This is a genomic window from Carboxylicivirga fragile (genome assembly GCF_050589805.1).
Classification (GTDB): Bacteria; Bacteroidota; Bacteroidia; order Bacteroidales; family Marinilabiliaceae; genus Carboxylicivirga; species Carboxylicivirga fragile.
Map to the genome: position 1 here is coordinate 70,343 of NZ_JBNGOY010000015.1, position 18,202 is coordinate 88,544.

The 18,202-nt window shown below is 36.8% G+C and carries 13 protein-coding genes; 3 read left to right on the top strand and 10 right to left on the bottom strand.

Features of this window, described 5'->3' with window-relative positions; translation table 11 throughout:
* Positions 1-35 precede the first annotated feature (35 nt).
* Positions 36-893, bottom strand: coding sequence for a 7-carboxy-7-deazaguanine synthase QueE (locus ACRD7B_RS08660; protein ID WP_430824119.1), 858 nt, complete (start codon positions 891-893; stop codon positions 36-38).
* A gap of 8 nt (positions 894-901) precedes the next feature.
* Positions 902-1,570 (bottom strand): 7-cyano-7-deazaguanine synthase QueC, encoded by a 669-nt coding sequence (gene queC / locus ACRD7B_RS08665; protein ID WP_430824121.1) that lies wholly within the window; start codon positions 1,568-1,570, stop codon positions 902-904.
* A gap of 347 nt (positions 1,571-1,917) precedes the next feature.
* On the opposite strand from queC, the gene pepF reads away from it, so the two are divergent.
* The 3 genes from pepF (at position 1,918) to ACRD7B_RS08680 (ending at position 5,305) form a co-directional block, all read left to right on the top strand.
* Positions 1,918-3,795 (top strand): oligoendopeptidase F, encoded by a 1,878-nt coding sequence (gene pepF / locus ACRD7B_RS08670; RefSeq protein ID WP_430824122.1) that lies wholly within the window; start codon positions 1,918-1,920, stop codon positions 3,793-3,795.
* A gap of 265 nt (positions 3,796-4,060) precedes the next feature.
* On the top strand, positions 4,061-4,546 hold the full coding sequence (locus tag ACRD7B_RS08675; protein WP_430824123.1) for an FKBP-type peptidyl-prolyl cis-trans isomerase: 486 nt from the start codon (positions 4,061-4,063) through the stop codon (positions 4,544-4,546).
* Positions 4,547-4,972: 426 nt separating this feature from the next.
* A complete protein-coding gene (locus ACRD7B_RS08680; RefSeq protein WP_430824124.1) occupies positions 4,973-5,305 on the top strand; it encodes a TraR/DksA family transcriptional regulator in 333 nt (110 codons plus the stop codon).
* A 135-nt stretch (positions 5,306-5,440) separates the two neighbouring features.
* Here ACRD7B_RS08680 and ACRD7B_RS08685 read toward each other — a convergent pair whose 3' ends face one another.
* From ACRD7B_RS08685 to ACRD7B_RS08720, 8 genes are all read right to left on the bottom strand, one after another.
* Positions 5,441-9,883, bottom strand: coding sequence for a hypothetical protein (locus ACRD7B_RS08685; protein ID WP_430824125.1), 4,443 nt, complete (start codon positions 9,881-9,883; stop codon positions 5,441-5,443).
* 49 nt (positions 9,884-9,932) lie between these two features.
* A complete protein-coding gene (gene prmA / locus ACRD7B_RS08690) occupies positions 9,933-10,772 on the bottom strand; it encodes a 50S ribosomal protein L11 methyltransferase (protein ID WP_430824126.1) in 840 nt (279 codons plus the stop codon).
* Between the two features lie 107 nt (positions 10,773-10,879).
* Positions 10,880-14,311, bottom strand: a complete 3,432-nt coding sequence (locus tag ACRD7B_RS08695; RefSeq protein WP_430824127.1) for a two-component regulator propeller domain-containing protein — start codon at positions 14,309-14,311, stop codon at positions 10,880-10,882.
* Positions 14,312-14,477: 166 nt separating this feature from the next.
* Positions 14,478-15,233: a triose-phosphate isomerase gene (gene tpiA / locus ACRD7B_RS08700; protein WP_430824128.1), complete on the bottom strand. Its 756-nt coding sequence runs from the start codon at positions 15,231-15,233 to the stop codon at positions 14,478-14,480.
* Positions 15,234-15,251: 18 nt separating this feature from the next.
* The gene (locus ACRD7B_RS08705) at positions 15,252-16,460 is read right to left on the bottom strand and encodes a BT_3928 family protein (protein ID WP_430824129.1); all 1,209 of its coding nucleotides are present in this window, start codon (positions 16,458-16,460) and stop codon (positions 15,252-15,254) included.
* 13 nt (positions 16,461-16,473) lie between these two features.
* A complete protein-coding gene (locus tag ACRD7B_RS08710; RefSeq protein WP_430824130.1) occupies positions 16,474-17,031 on the bottom strand; it encodes a DUF1599 domain-containing protein in 558 nt (185 codons plus the stop codon).
* A gap of 204 nt (positions 17,032-17,235) precedes the next feature.
* A complete protein-coding gene (locus tag ACRD7B_RS08715; RefSeq protein WP_430824131.1) occupies positions 17,236-17,481 on the bottom strand; it encodes a hypothetical protein in 246 nt (81 codons plus the stop codon).
* 36 nt (positions 17,482-17,517) lie between these two features.
* Positions 17,518-18,201: a phospholipase D-like domain-containing protein gene (locus ACRD7B_RS08720; RefSeq protein WP_430824132.1), complete on the bottom strand. Its 684-nt coding sequence runs from the start codon at positions 18,199-18,201 to the stop codon at positions 17,518-17,520.
* Between the last annotated feature and the right edge of the window lies 1 nt (position 18,202).

Consider the following 18,202-nt stretch of genomic DNA (forward strand, 5'->3'; position numbering starts at 1 on the left):
GCTAATAGCTTTTAGCTGACAGCTATTGGCTTTTTTTAAACTCCTTGTTTCGACCCAAATAGATCGATGTGAACACGTGGGCTATAGCGCCATCCATTGGCTATTGCCATCTCAAGAACCAATGGAGCTGATTTGGCAATTTCCTCTTGTGTAGCCCCCAATGGCATTAATAATATGTCGTTATTCTTGTAGTCATTGAGCTTATTCAGAAAATCTGTTTTTACTTCCTTGTAATCATCGGTTTTACCAATAACGAATTTTAGTTGAAGTTCTTTATCGCTGCGATTACAAAGGTCAATGTATGCTTGAAGTGCGTTTAGATTAAGTCGGCGTTCACCATGAAACTTAAATGGACCGGATTCTTTTAAGTTGTAATGCGCTAGCTTTTCAGCCGATGGAACCGAGTTGCTTAATTTTGGCGATATGCTGAACAAGTCCACCCATTGCGCAACTGTTTCATCAAATAGGGTACCATTCGATTCGAGTGTAATGTGTAAGTTTAATTCTTCCTTTATCTTTTTACAAAGACTAGCTAGGGGCTTTTTCTGCAGTAGAGGTTCTCCACCGGTAATTACAACATGACGAATGGCGCCTAAATTGTGCTTCAACCAATCGATGATATTATCGACTTCAATTTCTTGGGTTTTGTCCGGGTGAAAGGAGGCGTAGGTTGTGTCACATCGACAAAAGCTACCATCGTTCATTTGCCAAATACATCGTAAATTACAACTAGATAGGCGAATGAATAAGGACGGAACACCCGCTAATTTACCTTCACCCTGTATGGTGCCAGGCATCAGTAAACCTGTTTGTGGCTGATCTTTGATCGTATTACCATGCATGTCTTTAACAACAGGAAAAACACCTTCACTAGCCAATACCAACTTCTCCATTCTGCTTCTTATTTAAGTGCTTTATCTTCGTATCCAGCTTCGGTAAAAGCTTTGGCTCGCAATAAACAACTATCGCAGGTGCCACATGGTTTTTCATCACCTCGGTAGCAACTCCATGTTAGGCCAAAATCAACACCTAAGTCCATCCCTAGGGTAATTTCCTGTGCTTTGGTTTTATTTACAAAGGGAGCATGAATTTTGATGGGGCGATTTTTCTCTGCGCCCATTACCGTTCCCAGGTTGATGGCTTTTTCCATGCTATCAATAAACTCTTGGCGACAATCAACATAGCCCGAATAATCAACTTCACTAACTCCAATGAATATGTTTTGTGCATCAATGGCTTCGGCGTAGGATGCTGCAACCGAAAGAAAAACCATGTTGCGAGCCGGAACATAGGTAACTGGTATATCATCGCGGTTTACATCACCATCTTCAAGCGGCATGCTTTTATCAGTTAACGATGAGCCGCCCCATTGATCCAGTTTTAGGGTCACAACTTGATGAGATTTTACTTCAGCTTTTTCAGCGATTGCTTTGGCTGCTTGCAATTCACGATCGTGACGTTGACCATAATCAAACGAAATAGCATGTACTTCCTTTGCCTCTTGTTTAGCAAGGTAAAGTGCAACTGCTGAATCCAATCCACCTGATAATAATACTATGGCTTTATCCATGTTAATTAACTACTTAGAGTTGAATCGGAAAGTTGTAAAAAGAAGGTAAACTAAGGTGCGCGCATAATAATACACACATGATTGTAGCACGCTACAAGGTCCTAGTTTTATTTACCGACAGGATGGTTACGAACTGTCCGATTTGTTAAAATCGCCACAAATATAATGAAATCTTTAGAAGCATATATGATTAATTTGATGATACTATTGATTTTACTTTCGCTGGACCTTGTATTATTATTGTAATGAGTAGTATGATGTTAATAGTTGATTGCTTTTTGTCATGTGCTTATTTAGATGAATTGATTATTTTGCGCCTTAATACACACAATTTAAAATCTTTACTTATGAGAAAATTTACTAAAACAACCCTTTTAATGCTTCTTTTTGTAGGAGCGTTAAATACTGTTTCGGCACAAAAAGAACGCAGTGAAATCGAAGATAAATACAAGTGGGATGTAACTGATCTTTACGCGTCTGATGCGATTTGGAATGAAACACTTGATCAGATGGCTGAAAAGATGAATTCCATTTCATCGTATCAAGGTAAGATTGGAACATCGGCAGCGGATATGTTGAGTTTCATGACCTTTTCTGATGAGTTGATGAAAGAAGGTTATCAACTATACATTTATGCTTCATTGAAATCGGATTGGGATTTACGCGATCAGGAAAACATGCAGCGTGTAAAAAAAATACGTGAAGTATTTATCAACTATAGTCAAAAGGCATCGTTTGTATCGCCTGAGATGGCAGCTATTCCTGAAGAAATCATTCAAAAGTTTCTGAAAGAAGAGCCTAAGTTGGAAATTTACCGCATGCAGTTAGAGGACATATCACGCATGAAAATGCATACTTTATCGGCCTTGGAAGAAGCAATAATGGCTAAGACAGGTATGATTACAGGTGCTGCTAATTCAGCTTTTAGCGTATTTAGTAATGCCGAAATGCCATGGGAAAATGTTACCTTAAGCGATGGTAAAGAAATTGAATTAAATCGTACTACTTTTAGTGTTCAACGAGCTTCAGCCAATAGAGCTGATCGTCAAAAAGTGACAAAAGTTTATTGGGATAATTATAAGCGTTTTGAAGGTACTTATGGCGAGTTGTTAAACGGAAATGTAAAAGTTGATATTTTTGGTGCTAAATCAAGAAACTATACTTCAGCCTTAGAATCTTCGTTGAAACCTAACAATATTCCGGTTGAGGTTTATCACTCCTTGGTTGAGAATGTCAACAATAATTTACCAACTTTTCACCGCTATTTGGCTATTAAAAAACGTATGTTGGGTGTTGATACTTTAATGTATTCCGATTTATATGCGCCAACGGTAAAAGGTGTAGAGTTAAAATATAGTTACGAAGAAGCTCAAGACTTAATTTTAACTTCACTTAAGCCATTGGGTAAGGAATATACATCTGTTGTAAAAGAGGCATTTGATAAGCGTTGGATTGATGTGTACCCTAATACTGGTAAACGAAGTGGTGCTTATTCAAATGGAGGTGCTTACGATGTGCATCCTTACATTTTAATGAATTATACCGACCAATATAATGAGGTTAGTACTTTAACGCATGAGTTGGGGCATACAATGCATTCGTACTATTCGAATAAAAATCAACCTTTTGCAACGGCTAACTATGCAACGTTTGTAGCTGAGGTGGCATCTACTTTTAACGAGGTATTGTTAAACGACATGATGCAGAAGAAGTTGAAAGACGATGATATGAGGCTATCGTTATTGATGAGTATGTTGGATGGATTTAAAGGTACTTTATTCCGTCAAACGCAATTTGCCGAATTTGAATTGGCCATTCATGAGCAAGCGGAAAAAGGAGTGCCATTAACAGGTCAGAGTTTGACAAAATTATATGGCGATATCACTCGTAAATATTATGGACATGAAGAAGGTGTATGTAAGGTAGAAGATAACATCGCCATTGAGTGGGCAGCCATTCCTCATTTCTACATGAGTTTTTATGTCTATCAGTACAGTACCTCGTTTGTAGCTTCTCAAGCGTTGGCATCAAAAGTGTTAGCTGGCGAAAAAGGAGCTAAAGAGCGTTATATGGAGTTTATATCAGCTGGAGGATCGGATTTTCCGATTGAGATACTTAAAACGGCAGGTGTGGATATGACACAGTCTGAACCTTTTGAAAAAACCATTGAAGCCATGAATGGCATTATGGATGAGATAGAAGCTATTTTGGATAAGAAGAAGTAAGTCAAAATAAAAATATTTGAGGGTGTCTGAAAACATTAGAACTACGCGTTCACTGAGCGGAGTCGAAGTGATTATTTGCTGATAATCAACATTTAAAATTTCATCTCGACTTCGCTCGATGAGCGATTTTGCTTTTTGGACACCCTCTTTTTATATCTTATTATTGATATTAACAAAACGGATATAAAAACTGGAAAGAATGTTAAAATCAAAGGCTTTTAACTGAGATCTTATATATTTGTAGCAAATAAAAAGCATACATTATATGAAGAAAGTACAATTGTTAGCAATGGTTTTATTAGTGATGGCGGCTTGTAATAAAGATGAAGAAGAAGCGCATGACCCGGTAAAGCAGGCAGCTATTGATGATGAATTAATACAAATCCATTTTGAAGAAAACAATATTACGGATGCCACTAAAGACCCATCTGGTTTATATTATCGCATTTTAGATGATAGTCAGGCAAGCGGTGCTACAGTACCGTATTATGCATCGATGACTATTCGATATAAAGGAATGTATTTGGATGACGTTGTATTTGATACCAATGAGGATGATACTAATAAGACTCCTTTTCGATTAAGTAGTACAATTAAAGGGTGGCAGATTGGCATACCTAAGTTGCGATTAAAAGAAAAAGCCATGTTGTATATACCTTCGGGTTTAGCTTATGGTCCTGGAGGAAACCCCCCAATTGCTCCAAACACAGTATTGAAATTTGAAGTAAAGGTATTGGAAGTTAGTCAATAAAATATAAATGATAGTTATTTGAACCCGAAGTGAATTGCTTCGGGTTTTTTTGTGGTTTTTCAAATGATATCCCTTATTGTATTGTCTTTAAATTATAAATATTCGATAATATAAATCCCCTTTAGTGCGCGATTGCATCGCGTTCTATTGCATTAGCTAATATCAATGAAGGCTGCATTAGAAATAGTGCAGCTTTTGTTTTAGTTGTTTAGTTTTTATTTTTATTAAACTAAACGATGTAATCGTGTGATAGCGCTGATCTTCTATTCGATGCCAGCGTACGCGCTTTTTGAGTTAGCAACGGTTAAAAGATGGCATATGTAAATCAAACCTGTTACACTCTAACTCTCCAATTTGTGGGAATTGAGGATTAGTCCGAATTAAGTAGATTATCTTATCTTTAATTCTAATCCCAAATGTTGAGTGATGGAAATTAATAAAACCGAAATAGAAACTCTTATTCATAAGCAAATAGCAACAGTAGAACGAAAAATAAAATCGCTTAAGGAATTAACTGGAGCTATTAGTCCTGATGATGCCATTGGTCGGGTTAGTAGGATGGATGCCATCAATAACAAAAGTGTAAATGATGCAGCCTTACGCCAGTCGGAAAGAAAACTAAAGAACTTAAAGGAAGCATTACAACGTTTAAATGATGCTGATTTTGGTGTTTGCGTTTCCTGTAAAGGTGCTATTCCAGCAGGGCGTTTGGTTTTGATGCCAGAGAGCCGTAAATGTATGAGGTGTGCTTCGAAATAAAAAGAGGGTGTCCAAAAACTCGGAAAGTATCCGTTCACTGAGCGAGCTTAGTTTATGTGTTGAATTTAGGGATGACATCTTTATAAAAGATTTATTGAAAGATGTCATCCTTGTAGCTCAATTATTTTTAATATATTAATTAGCGATTTCTGCAGGAGCCTCTTTCTTCTTAAAGCCACTTAAGAAACGTTTTTTCTTACTTTCGGGTGATAGAATAAAGGTGAATCCTTTTTCACCTAAACCAACTTTTTGTTTACGTTCATCGGACTTGAGAGCTTGCACCAGGTTGTTGTATTGTTTGTTCGACGATAGCGTCTGCATCATACTGTTTTTGTATGTGAAATACACCCAGGTATTGTTATCAAACTCAATGTACATGTCGAAGGAGTTTCCACTTCGTTTGTTCACTATTTCAGCCTGTAGCTTCACCTTTTTATTTATCACATAATTCTTCATGAATGCCAGGTCAGCTTCTCCATTAGCAATGTAGGCGCGTTTTTCTGAGTTCCAAACAAAATCAATGTTACTAAATAGTAGCATTTGTTGCATTTCCAAAGGAATCTGATCCGTCAATCCAGTGCTTGAACGCAATTGTTCCAATTTATTAGCCTGTTTGTCACCGCTCCATTCCTTCATGCGTTTTACAAAGGTTTCCTTACTAAGTTTCGATGTTTTAGCATCTGAATTAAGAATGCTACTGTGGAATAAATCTAATGCTTCATCGTTAAAGAAAAAATCTATGCCCATCATAGTTGAGGCTGTGATTTTATTTTCATCACGAACATCTAGTAGAGTACCAACATTCTTTAGTTTTACTTGGTCAAGTTTAACACCCATGTCGAATTCGCCTTCGGCCAGAATGTTACAATCCGACTCGTTAAACCGAAGAAGTTTGCCAATGGAATCCGGGTTGGCATGTTTGTATTCTGCGGCGATGTCAAAGGATTTATTTTTGTCGTTATAAATCAAATAACCTTCACCCGTTAACATTGGAACATCGCTATAGTCTTCTCTGTCTTCAAGGAATGAACTATATACGTGTGTACTATCCTTGGTAATGAAAAAGTCCTTGTAAATACGATTGTACTCAAAGTTTTCAGTCTCCTCATTAATTGGAATACGCACATTGCTCGGATCTACTCTATCTTCGAAGCGAATGTATGTTTGAGGGCCGCTTGGACAGCGATGCAGCATTTGTGCGCCACCTTTAAAACTCAACAATTCATGTCGGGCTTCTAATTTAATATCTCCTTTATAGGCAAAGTGCGAATCAAATGTAAATAGTTCCTGACTCGTGATTTTACCTTCGGCAACGGTTTGTTTTTCATCATCTAATTCGATGGAATGCATGTCTACGGTTAATTTTTTACCATCACCATTAAAGTAGTCAAATTTACCGCGAGCGTTGTACGCATATTTTCCGTTGATGTTAACCCGCGCCTCATAGATGGAATGGGTAAAAGCAGAGTCTTGTTGTAAAATAATCTTAACACTGTCCAAAGGATCGATGGCCGCATCTTCTCGAATGGTGACGAAGCCATCATTCAACATTAGATTGGCATCACCGACATCAATCTGTTTGACTTCTTCGGCGTAAATGGTTTTAAACTCCACATCGTACCTTGCCATTGGAACATAGAATGAGAGGGAATCCTGGCGACGGTGGGTTGATATAAAGCGGTTACCTTTTGATCCACGTGCCCCCATATAGATGTCGTTTTTATCCATATCCCATGAGAATTCGCTAATGTATGAGATGTATCGGTTGTCGGTAAAGTCAACCTTGCTACCACCACTACGCGATTGGAAAGTACCTTGTCGAGTTTCGAAATCGATACTCGATATTAGGTTGGATGTAGAGAAGCTAACGCCTTCCATATCCGCTCCCACCAAGTTAAAGTCGGACGAATCGGCTACCATAGAATGGTCACTAAAGTCCATTTTTTGCGACAATAGATTAGCATGATTCATGTAGAAAGTTCCTCCACCGGTTAAACCATAAGGCGTGAGTTTGACTTTACCCTTCAATTGAGCCTCCTCGTTGTACATCACGAAATTCTCTTCCAAACTTTGAGCATATAACTGCTCTTGTTCTGGGAGGTATTCTATGTCGATGAATTGTCCTTGAACATCAGGGTATTTGGTGCCTTCAATTCGTTTTTCAACTGTAAACTCGTGTGCCTGCCCAAGTGTTTTGTCTGGCAAGAATGTGAACTCTTCAGATAAAGAGGTAGAGGTGACATATTCCAGCTTACCATCTCCTTTAAGACCTGCATTGCTTAGGTCAATGGCGGCAGTAAAAGTTGCTTTGTTATCATATATAGGGTAGCCTTCTTCAGGTGTATCGCGTTTAAACCCAAGTGAGTAATCGGGGCGAATTGTTAGGTTTTCGCGGAATGTTGGGAAGATGTTTGATTCAAACAATCCGGCGAAATCAAAGTTTTGTCGCGAAAGCGTGTTAATGCTGTCCATTTCAAAAGGATCAAGAGTAAAGAAAAACTCTTCTTTTTTGTACGATCCATTTTGAATTTCTTTATGATCGAAGTAAACATACGATTCAATCTCACTGGTTAAGATAGGGAAGTGAGGGTTGCGTTTTGCTCCAGATTTATTGCCTGGTTCATCAATTTTTAACGAGCCTGATAGTTGAGCTATCGTATTTCCTACACGTTTAAGAATTGGTTGTCCAAAGTAGTCAAGGTCGCCTGATTGTACCTTCATACGAAGTGAGTCGATATTACTCATATCAATTTTAAAATCTTCGTACGAAAACTTAAAGCCATCACCAAACAAATTTAACATCCCCGCATTAATGGTTCCGTTAAAGGTAAAGTTTCGATTTTCCTTCAGGATGATTTGTTTGTTGCGCGGGAAGAAAACAACATTTTGATGATCGCAAATTGAGATGGATTCAACGCCATTCAGATTTAAATCATAGTTTTTTAAATCAAGTCGGGCATTCATTATTTCACCGGGCGTTATCGAGTTAAAACGAATTACATCAAAATCTTTTTTACCCAAACGAAATTGTATGTAATCGAGTAATCGCTGGCGAATGGTTATTTCATCGGTGTTAACATTATAACCGACAAAGCCATAAAACGATAGTTCAATTACCTGTTGTCGAATCGGGCTTTCTGGCAGCCCAATGTGACGTGCATATTCAGCAGCAGTAAATGGTCGTCCATGGAAGTATTTACTTGTGTTTTTCAGGCCTTGTAAAGGATGAATGGCATCCATACCTTGCAAGCGGTTATAAAATTCTTCACGAAAATAACTTAAGGATTCGAAGAAAGCCTGATTTTGGGCAGCACCACTTAACATCTCTAAATCCATCCACTGGCTATCCAGATTCCAGCGTATCAACTCAACGTCCATACTAACATTGTGAAAGGTGTTGAAGTAGGGACTAATGGCAAGACCTTCACCATTGCGGATGAGGTGTAGCTCATTTAGGTCGGCCATGTATCTGAAAATAAGGCCTGGATGATAGACGAATGCTGTATCCAACTTAATTTTTATCTCAGTATCTGTACTTAAAATCTGGTCTTTTCGAAGCGCGAAATACAAGGAGCTAGCAGTAACAAAAACGGTGTCGTTGCGAGATATGGTAATGGTTGCGGGGTTATCGGGGTTACCAGCCCCAAGGAATTTAGCCCCATTCTGTGCAAAACCACCTTCGTAATCGATATTGGGATGTATCTTTTTTATTTCAAAGCGTTCATCGTTAGTTATGAATTTGGGGTAAATGGTTCCTTCGGCTGTTTGTATCTTCATTACTTTGTGTGTCAACTTACCTTTTAGCGGTTTGTCGAAGTAATGTCGATTGTAGAATTCTACAGTATCAATACTCAACTCTGGTTTATCCATTTTTACCGAATAGTTCTGAAAAGTGGCATATACCATTGTTGGGTCAAAATCGCAGCGCTCCCAGGTGACTTTTCCCATTTCACCTTCCCATATTTCCTTTAAAGGATAAAACTTACCTTTTGTATCGTAGATTATGATGCTGTCCTTTTTTGAATGACAAACAATATTGGTAGTTGAAGGAAAATTAATAATTAGTTCGTCGCCTTCATATTCATATTTATAGTCGTTACTATGGCTTTTCCATTTAACAGCAGGCGTTGAAAATATGGTGTTAGTTGCAATTAAATCCTGACTTTGGCTTAGGAATTTTTTAACATGCCTTAATGCAAATCGGGGTGTGTTCAATAATTTGGATACCGTGGTATGCCAATTAGTAAAGCTTTCGTCCATGTGACCTTTGCTTTTAAAAGTCATAATGGTTGTTAGGTAGGTATGATAATCAGGATAGGATCTTGCTTTTTTAACGGCTAATTGAGTGCATGTTTCAATAATCAATTCTTTCAATTTATCCGATGTATTCGGATCCATCCAAAAAAGTTCAACTTCTTCAATAAATTGTTTAGAGGCTTTTTTATCTGCTGATATCTTAAATATTTCATCTAATTCCTCAATGAAAGTATCTGGTGAACCAGAGAACTTTTTTGTTTGAGCTGTGGAAGAAAGCTGTATTAATATACAGCATGTAAGAGCGAGTAAATATTTAATCATAGACTTTTAAATTTCAAAAACTTCATCTAAACAAATTAGTGACAATTCACTACTCGGAAAGTTTATACGTGGCAGCCACCCAATTGTTATCTGTTTTATGCGAAATGTATTTTAATCCTTGTTTTTCGGTTTCGGCATTTATAACTGGTAAATCTTCGGTATAGAAGCCGCTCAAGAACAAAGTGCCATCTGAATTTAAAACCTTCGAATAGTGTTGAAGATTATCTAGTAGTATGTTACGATTAATGTTGGCAAGTATAATGTCGAATTTTGTTTCATTTAACAGTTCTGATCCTCCCAATTGAATTTGCATATTAGAAATGTTATTGAGGCCAATGTTCTCAAGTGCATTGTTATACGCCCATTCATCAATGTCGATTCCTAATATTGATTTGCTGCCCTTCATTGAACACAACATACCTAATATTGCAGTGCCACATCCCATGTCGAGAACTGTTTTATTTTTCACATCCGTTTCAAGTATGTGTTGAAGCATCAAGCTGGTAGTTGAGTGATGTCCTGTGCCAAAAGCCATCTTTGGATCGATCAATATTTCGTATTTAACATCTTCAATCGGCTTGTGAAATGTGCTTCTAACCAAACAGTCTTTACCTATGGCAATTGGTTGAAAGTAGTTTTCTTCCCACACTTTGTTCCAGTTTTGATCGGCAATCGTTTCTGTCTGAAAACTTAGCGATGTACCTTCAAAAGGTAAATTTAATTGCTTTAATGTTGTGGCATCGTAGTCAGCCGATGGAATAAAAGCGTCAAAACCAGTTTCACTTTCACAGAAGCTTTCAAAACCCAGTTCACCCATTTGAGCCATTAATAAGTCATTGGCAATTTCGTTAGCTGGCGATACATTGACACTTACTTTTGTATATTGCATTTTTTTTTACAAAAGTAATTAAAACCAATGATCATTGAGGTTTTGAGTAAGTATATTTAAAAATCAAAAAGCCGAAAAGTTGAAGAACCTTTTGGATTTTAAAGCTATTAATTGTCTTTCTTAAGGGGGATTGTAAAAAAGAATATGGATTGTTTGTATTCAATCGACTCAACCCAAATTTTACCACCTAATAGTTTTATCAAATTCTTACAAATTGAGAGGCCTAGACCAGTACCATCGTAAAGACGTTGAAGTTGATTGTTTTCTAGTTTTCTGAAGGTATCAAAGATAGCTTTGGTTTTGTTTTTGGGTATGCCAATTCCGGTATCTTTAATGTATATTTTCAGATATTCTTTATTTTTTTCAAAGTGAGTGGTGATACCAATTTTAATATGTCCTTTTTCAGTGAATTTTAAGGCATTTTCAAGAAGGTTCCTGGTTATTTGCTCAATGCGCAAAGCATCGCTGTATACCTGATAAGCACTTTTGCTCATGCTTTTATTTAGCCTGAATTCCAGGCCTTTATTTTCAATGCGTTCTTTGTATTGGTTTGATATTTTCTCTATCAAATCATAAATATTGAAATCGGTTTTTTTGATGTGAAGGGTGCCTGATTCGATTCTACTCAGATCAAGAATGTCATCGATTAAAATTAATAAAGTTTCACTGTTGTTTCTAATGTGCGAAATAAAACGTTCTTGTTCTTCTGATTCAAGATCAGGCGTTTCAAGTAAGGAAGAAAAACCAATAATGGCATTCATTGGTGTTCGTATTTCGTGACTGATGTTTGCTAAAAAGGCAGATTTAAGTTTTTCCGATTCTTCAGCTTTATTCTTAGCAATTTCTAAATCTGCTGTGCGCTGAATTACCAGTTCCTCCAGATTATGACGGTGAATGTCTATTTCTTCCTTCTGTATCAGTATTTCCTCATTCTGAGCTTTAATTTCTTCTTGCCTATCTTCCAGAGTCTTATAGGCTTGACTTAGATTCTGAGTTTTTAATTTTACCTGCTTCTCTAGTCGTTTTTTCTGATTTTTTAGTTGTCTGGTTCGCAAGCGCATATATAAAACAATGGTTACGAGCAGGAGCAAGGCAACAGTAATCTTGAACCAGGGAGTTAAATAGAAAGGTGGCTTTATAACGATGTTAAGTGTTTTGCTTTCATCTGACCATAAGCCATCATTATTGGCTGCTTTAACTTCAAAAGTGTATTCGCCAGGAGGCAGATTCGTATAGGTGGCAGTTCGGTTATTGCCATTGTATATCCAATCAGAATCAAAGTTTATTAACCTGTATTGGTATTTGTTTTTTTCAGAATGAGAATAATTTAATGCCGCAAAAGTAAACGAAAGTGAATTGTCTTGATACCCAAGCGTTATTTTAGTGCTATGATTGAGGGCTCCTTTTAAAAAGGTTATTTTTTTATCTTCTTGGTATTCGTTTATATCTTGATTAAATATCTTCAATTTGGTCAATACTACTTTAGGTGCAATAGTATTGTATTTAATACTATCCGGATGAAAAATATTAAAGCCTCCAAGCCCACCAAAAATAAGTCGGTCATCGTCAAGCTTTAGAGATGATTCCATGTAGAATTCCTTTTCCTGGATGCCATCTGAATAAAAGAATTCAAAAAATTCATTCGTATTAGGTTTAAAACGAACCAGAGATTTAGCAGTTGTAAACCAGATGTCACCATTGTTGTCTTCTTCTATGGCGAAAATCACGTCGTTGTGTAATCCATCTTCAAGACTAATTTTCTTCGTGAATGTGCCGTTCTCGTTTTTTTGAATTAGCCCTTCGGTTGTGCCAATCCAAAAGCGATTTTTGGAATCAATTTTAAGAGATACTATGCGATTGCTTGCGATGGACTCTTTATTATTTGATTCATGTTTGTATAGGTTTAAAAATTCTTTTGTATCCGGATTAAATTCAGATATCCCGCCACCTGCCGATGCAAGCCAAAGATTTCCATTGGAATCTTCTTCCATCGTCCAAATTAAATTTTCTAAAACTTCAGGACTACTGTTAGGGTATGGTTTGTAAAGATTAAATTTTCCTGTTGCTTCATCAAAACTTTCAATGCCTGCATCAGTTCCTAACCAAATGCGATTTTTTGAATCAATTAATACATCACGAATATAATTGCTGCCGAGTCGACCTTCTTCAGAGTATTCTGCTATATGTTGATTAATTCTATTTGTAGTTTTATCGATAATATTTAAGCCATAGCGCGTACCTGCATATATTTTATTGTTTTTTTGCAGTATATCAAAAACATGACTGTCGCTAATTTCAGGGTATTTAATTGATTTGTCTTTAAAGGTATGATTGTTCAGATCGAAATATAAAAGACCGTTTCCCCATGTGCTAATTATGAGTTCATCATTTTTTGAGAGTAGAAATGAATGGCATTCAGCACTTAGTGCATCGGCTGGGAATTCATCATCAGCAATCAGTCTGAATTTTTGAAGCATGGGATCAATGAGGTTAATCCCATCTGAGCTTGCTACCCATATAATGTTGCTTTGCTTTGAGAAAAAGAAATCTGTGATGCGATTATTACTTATTGAGTTAGGATCTTTGCTCCTGTAAGTAAATGTTTTAACTGCATCATTGTTTTCTGAAACTATAAATAGGCCATCGCCATAGGTACCTACCCATATATCTCCTTTATTGTCAAGTGCCAAGGTGTTGACATCAGCTGTTCTAATGCGCTCAGTTAGTTTCGAGCTTACTTCACTTATTAAACCTGTTGATTTATTTAGTTTGTGAAGTCCACCCATGGCCGTTCCAAAGTAGAATTCCGCTTCGTTTTTTTCAATAATGCTCCAGGTATAGTTGCTGGCAAGTAAATTGTTTTTTTCACTATTGCAATATTGATGAATTTCAAGGTTGTTGGGGTTTAGTTGAAGCAAACCATTACCCCAAGTGCAAATCCATACATCTCCAGAAGAGTCACACATGACTTGTCGGATTAAATTGCTACTTGAATTTAAAAAGTCATATTCAGATAAATCTATAGAACGGGTTTCTTTTGTGATCGGATTAATTACGACCAGACCTTGTCCCCATGTGCCACACCATATCGATCCATCAGCGGATAAACTCATGCTGTAGACAGCATTTAATATATCACCATCATTGGTTAGAAAACGCTCAAATGTTTCGGTTTTAGAATCATAAAGGTTAATACCATTGTTGGTTCCAACCCAAAGCTGTTGGTTTTGGTCGAGTATGAGAGATTGAACACCATTATGACTTAGTGAGCTTGAATCATTAGCCTGATACCTGAATTCTTTAAATTCGTACCCATCGAATCGATTAAGACCATTGTAGGTTGCTATCCATATATAACCTTCGCTATCTTGTATTACGGCTGTGCATGAACCATGAGATAATCCATGTTTTACATTAAAGGATTGGAAATTTATATCCGTATTTAGCGAAAATGTCTTAGGCGACATTATAATTGCTAAAAACAGAAATAGGATTTTATAAAAGTATAACGCTATATTAATAGTCTTACTTCGTCTCATTCTGGGTCATTACTGTGCTGTAAATATAGGAATGCTAGCTGAATTCCAATGTTAATGATAGAATGAATTTGATAAAAAGTCGGTTTTTTCAGATTAAAAGAAATGAGATTATACACAAAGAGGTTATTCGTCGAATAACCTCTTTGTTTAATTTGTTTACAACAGCTTAAAAAGCAGCAATAATTCCATGAAAGTCTTCTGCCTTAAGCGAAGCTCCACCAATTAAACCACCATCAACATCAGGGTTTGAAAATAATTCTTTGGCATTAGAAGCTTTACAACTACCACCATATAGAATGCTCGTGTTATCGGCAACTTCCGCACCATATTTGTCAGCTAATGTCTGACGAATAAAAGCGTGAATTTCCTGTGCTTGTTCAGGAGATGCCGTTTTACCTGTTCCGATGGCCCACACTGGTTCGTAAGCCAAAACAACCTTGCTAAATGCATCAGCACTTAGGTGGAATAAAGCTTCTTCGATTTGAGTTTTAACAACATCAAAATGTTTTTCAGCTTCACGCTCTTCTAGTACTTCGCCAATACAGAAGATAGGTGTTAGGTCGTTAGCTAAAGCTAAGTCCGTTTTTTCTTTAAGAGAAGCATTGGTTTCACCGTAATAAGCTCTACGCTCTGAGTGACCAAGAATCACATATTGAGCTCCTGTAGATTTTACCATAGCGGCAGAAATCTCACCTGTGTATGCACCACTTACTTTATCTGCGCAGTTTTGAGCTGCAATTCCAACTACACTGCTATCAACAGCTTTTACAGCCTCTGTAATATGGATAAATGGCGTTCCTAGTACCACTTTGCAATTTGGCTTGTTTGCCACTAAAATAGCGTTCACTTCTTTGGCTAAAGTAATTCCCTCTTCCAGGGTGTTGTTCATTTTCCAGTTCCCAGCAACAATGTTTTGTCTCATCAATTGTAATTTTAAAGTTTATTTAATTCGATATAGTAACACTATAATACCAAGCAATGCCAAGGCCCAGAATAAAACTATCCATTGGTCCTTGCTACTCTTTAATGATTTAATAGAATGTGAAAGTGTATTGTCTAAATCATTAATACTTGGAATATCACTGTGCATGTATTTTGCTATAATGGTTCCCTTATAAAGTATAACTAATCCAGGATTACCTCTGCATATTGTTTTTAATAATGTTTCGTCGGCGTTGATGTATTCAAATCCACACGAGTGCTTCGAATCAAAACTGTAATAGTCTTCGGGCAGAGATGCTGTTGCAACATAAAAAAGGAAGTTCTTTTCCATGCATAATTTATGCACTGCTTTCAAATGCTCAATTGATTCTTCAGAAGCTTTTTCAATTTTTGGAGTAATAAGTAAATACACCGGTTTATCGTGCTTGATAAGGTCTGAACTTATATCGAGGCCATCCTCTGATTGTAATATGAAGTTTTGAATAGGGGCTTGATAGCCTTCTTTCACCACTTTCGTTTTTGCTTCAACAAACACCCAGGTAGTATCATTATATGGGTAGTTGTGCTCATCAAATTCTTTTTTCTCTCCATCTTTCTCAAGAATGAAACTGGTTTCGTAAACCGTTTCAGGCGCTCCTTCCGGAATGCTCATCCCTTGTTCAATGTTGGTTCCTACTTTGTATGGTCTGAAATCTAATAAAGGCAGGTGCTGAATCGAATTGACTGAAATACCAACAATGAAAAGAATACTGATTATGCTTCCAATATTTTGTTTTAATGCTGATAGGGAAGAGGCATTTCTATTACGTTTTTTATAAATGTAAAAACTTAGCGGAAGTAAGAAGAGGTTTTTAAAGAAAGTTTCCCAATTAGTAAGCTTAACTGCATCGCCAAAACAACCACAGTCACTAACAGGCGCATATATAGCACTATAAAGAGTTAGTATTGTAAAAAATGCCATAAACACAAAAGCCAAAGGAGAAATCTTCTTAATATTTAGATTAAACAGAAGGAGGAAACCGATGGCAAATTCAAGCGTCGATAATACTATTGCTAATATTAAACCAGGTGTTTCAAAATTATGCAAGCCAATTATTTCGAGGTATTCCGCAATTTTAATGGCACTACCTTGCGGATCAACGGCTTTTACGAAGCCCGAAAACACAAAGACGATACCCAGAATAACTCTACAAATAATATTAAGCATAGTAATCTATTTTTTATTGATTATCCTCATCGTTTGGAAATTCCAATTTAATCATCGCAAAAATGGCGTAATTGATGATGTCCATATAGTTGGCATCAATTCCTTCTGAGATGATCGTTTTTCCTTGGTTGTCCTCAATTTGTTTTGTGCGATGAAGCTTCATCAAAATTAAATCGGTGAAAGAACTAACGCGCATTTTCCGCCAGGCTTCGTCATAATCATGGTTTTTATCTTCCATTAATGCCTTTGAGCCATATATTTTTTCAAGGTAAAGCTTTAGAGCTTCGTCTTGGTTCATCTCTGGTTCGTCAGCTGGTTTTAGTTCCAGCTGAACCAAAGCCATGGCTGCGTAATTAATGATGCCAATGAATTCAGATCGAACGCCTTCGTCAACTTTTGATATTCCTTTTGTTTCAATGCTTCTTATGCGTTGCGCCTTGATGTAGATCTGGTCTGTCATACTCGACGACCTTAGTATTCTCCACGCAGTACCGTAATCACGCATTTTCTTTTCAAAGATGTCTTTACAAATTGATATTACGTGGTCAAATTGAGAGTCAGTTTTCGTCACTTTTGATTTTTTTTGAATGGAGCCGTAAAAATATCAAAAAATGATGAATATAGATGCTAAGTAGATAAGATTATAAGTAAAAGAAGGGTTTATTTTTAGAATCAAAAAAAAGGCTTCTGTCCGATCACACCCGATAGCAGCTGTGATGGAATTGATTGCTAGGGATGATTACGGGCAAAAGCCATTGCCAATATACAACTTTTTTTATTTCTTTTTAACAAAAGTATAGATTACTCCAAGTACAGCACCAGCTCCACCAGTAAGTAGAATGTTGGTTCTGATTTTAGCTATACCAGTAGCTTTACGGGCGAAAGAGCCAAGTTTACCACCCGCACTACTGAATATGTCAGAAATGTCAATATATTCGCCACCTATCTTACCAAAAAGTAAATATCCAATGACCAAGCCAGCTAATGCTGCGATTAAAATAACGACTAATTTTTTTTGCATGTTTTTCGGATTGTCTAATTAATAATGGTTTTATTTTTATTCAAATGGAAGCATATGTTTCCACAATCGTTCAAATTCCTTTCTGAACTGTACTATTAGTTGCTGCTCGTTAGTAACAATAATGTTTTCCTGATTGTGTTCTGCTGCACTTCGTGTCCAGTTATAGCTACCTGTGATTAATGTTGCCTCATCAAATATAGCAAACTTATTGTGCATGTGGTAGCTGGTATTATCTGTCTTTATGATGGCTCCCTTTTTGTGCAGATAGTCAATATCCGATCCCATATCCATGGTTTTATCATCGTCGGTTATTATTCTAACTTTAATGCCCTTGGAAATGGCATAAACAATTTTATCACGAATTACATTATCACTTATTGTAAATACGCATATGTCGATGCTTCTGCATGCGTAGGATATTTCATTGCAAATGGCTTGCTGGCAGTCGTTACCCGGACTAAAGTAGGATTTGAAATTGGATTGTGACTCTTCTTTGGGCAGTAGCAACTTATTGGCTTGCTCCAGCCAATTAAGTAATTGTAGTGATTTGTGATCAGAGAGTTCTTCTCTTGTCATTTTAAATATCTCGCTACGCAATCGATTAAGGTCATTCTTTTTTAATTGTTTATCAGAAAGAACTGACTTGAGTGCTTTTTTTTCGGAATTGGATAAGATAAAATCGTCAAGTGAAGCTTTTAGGTATTGTAAGGTCTCTTGCATG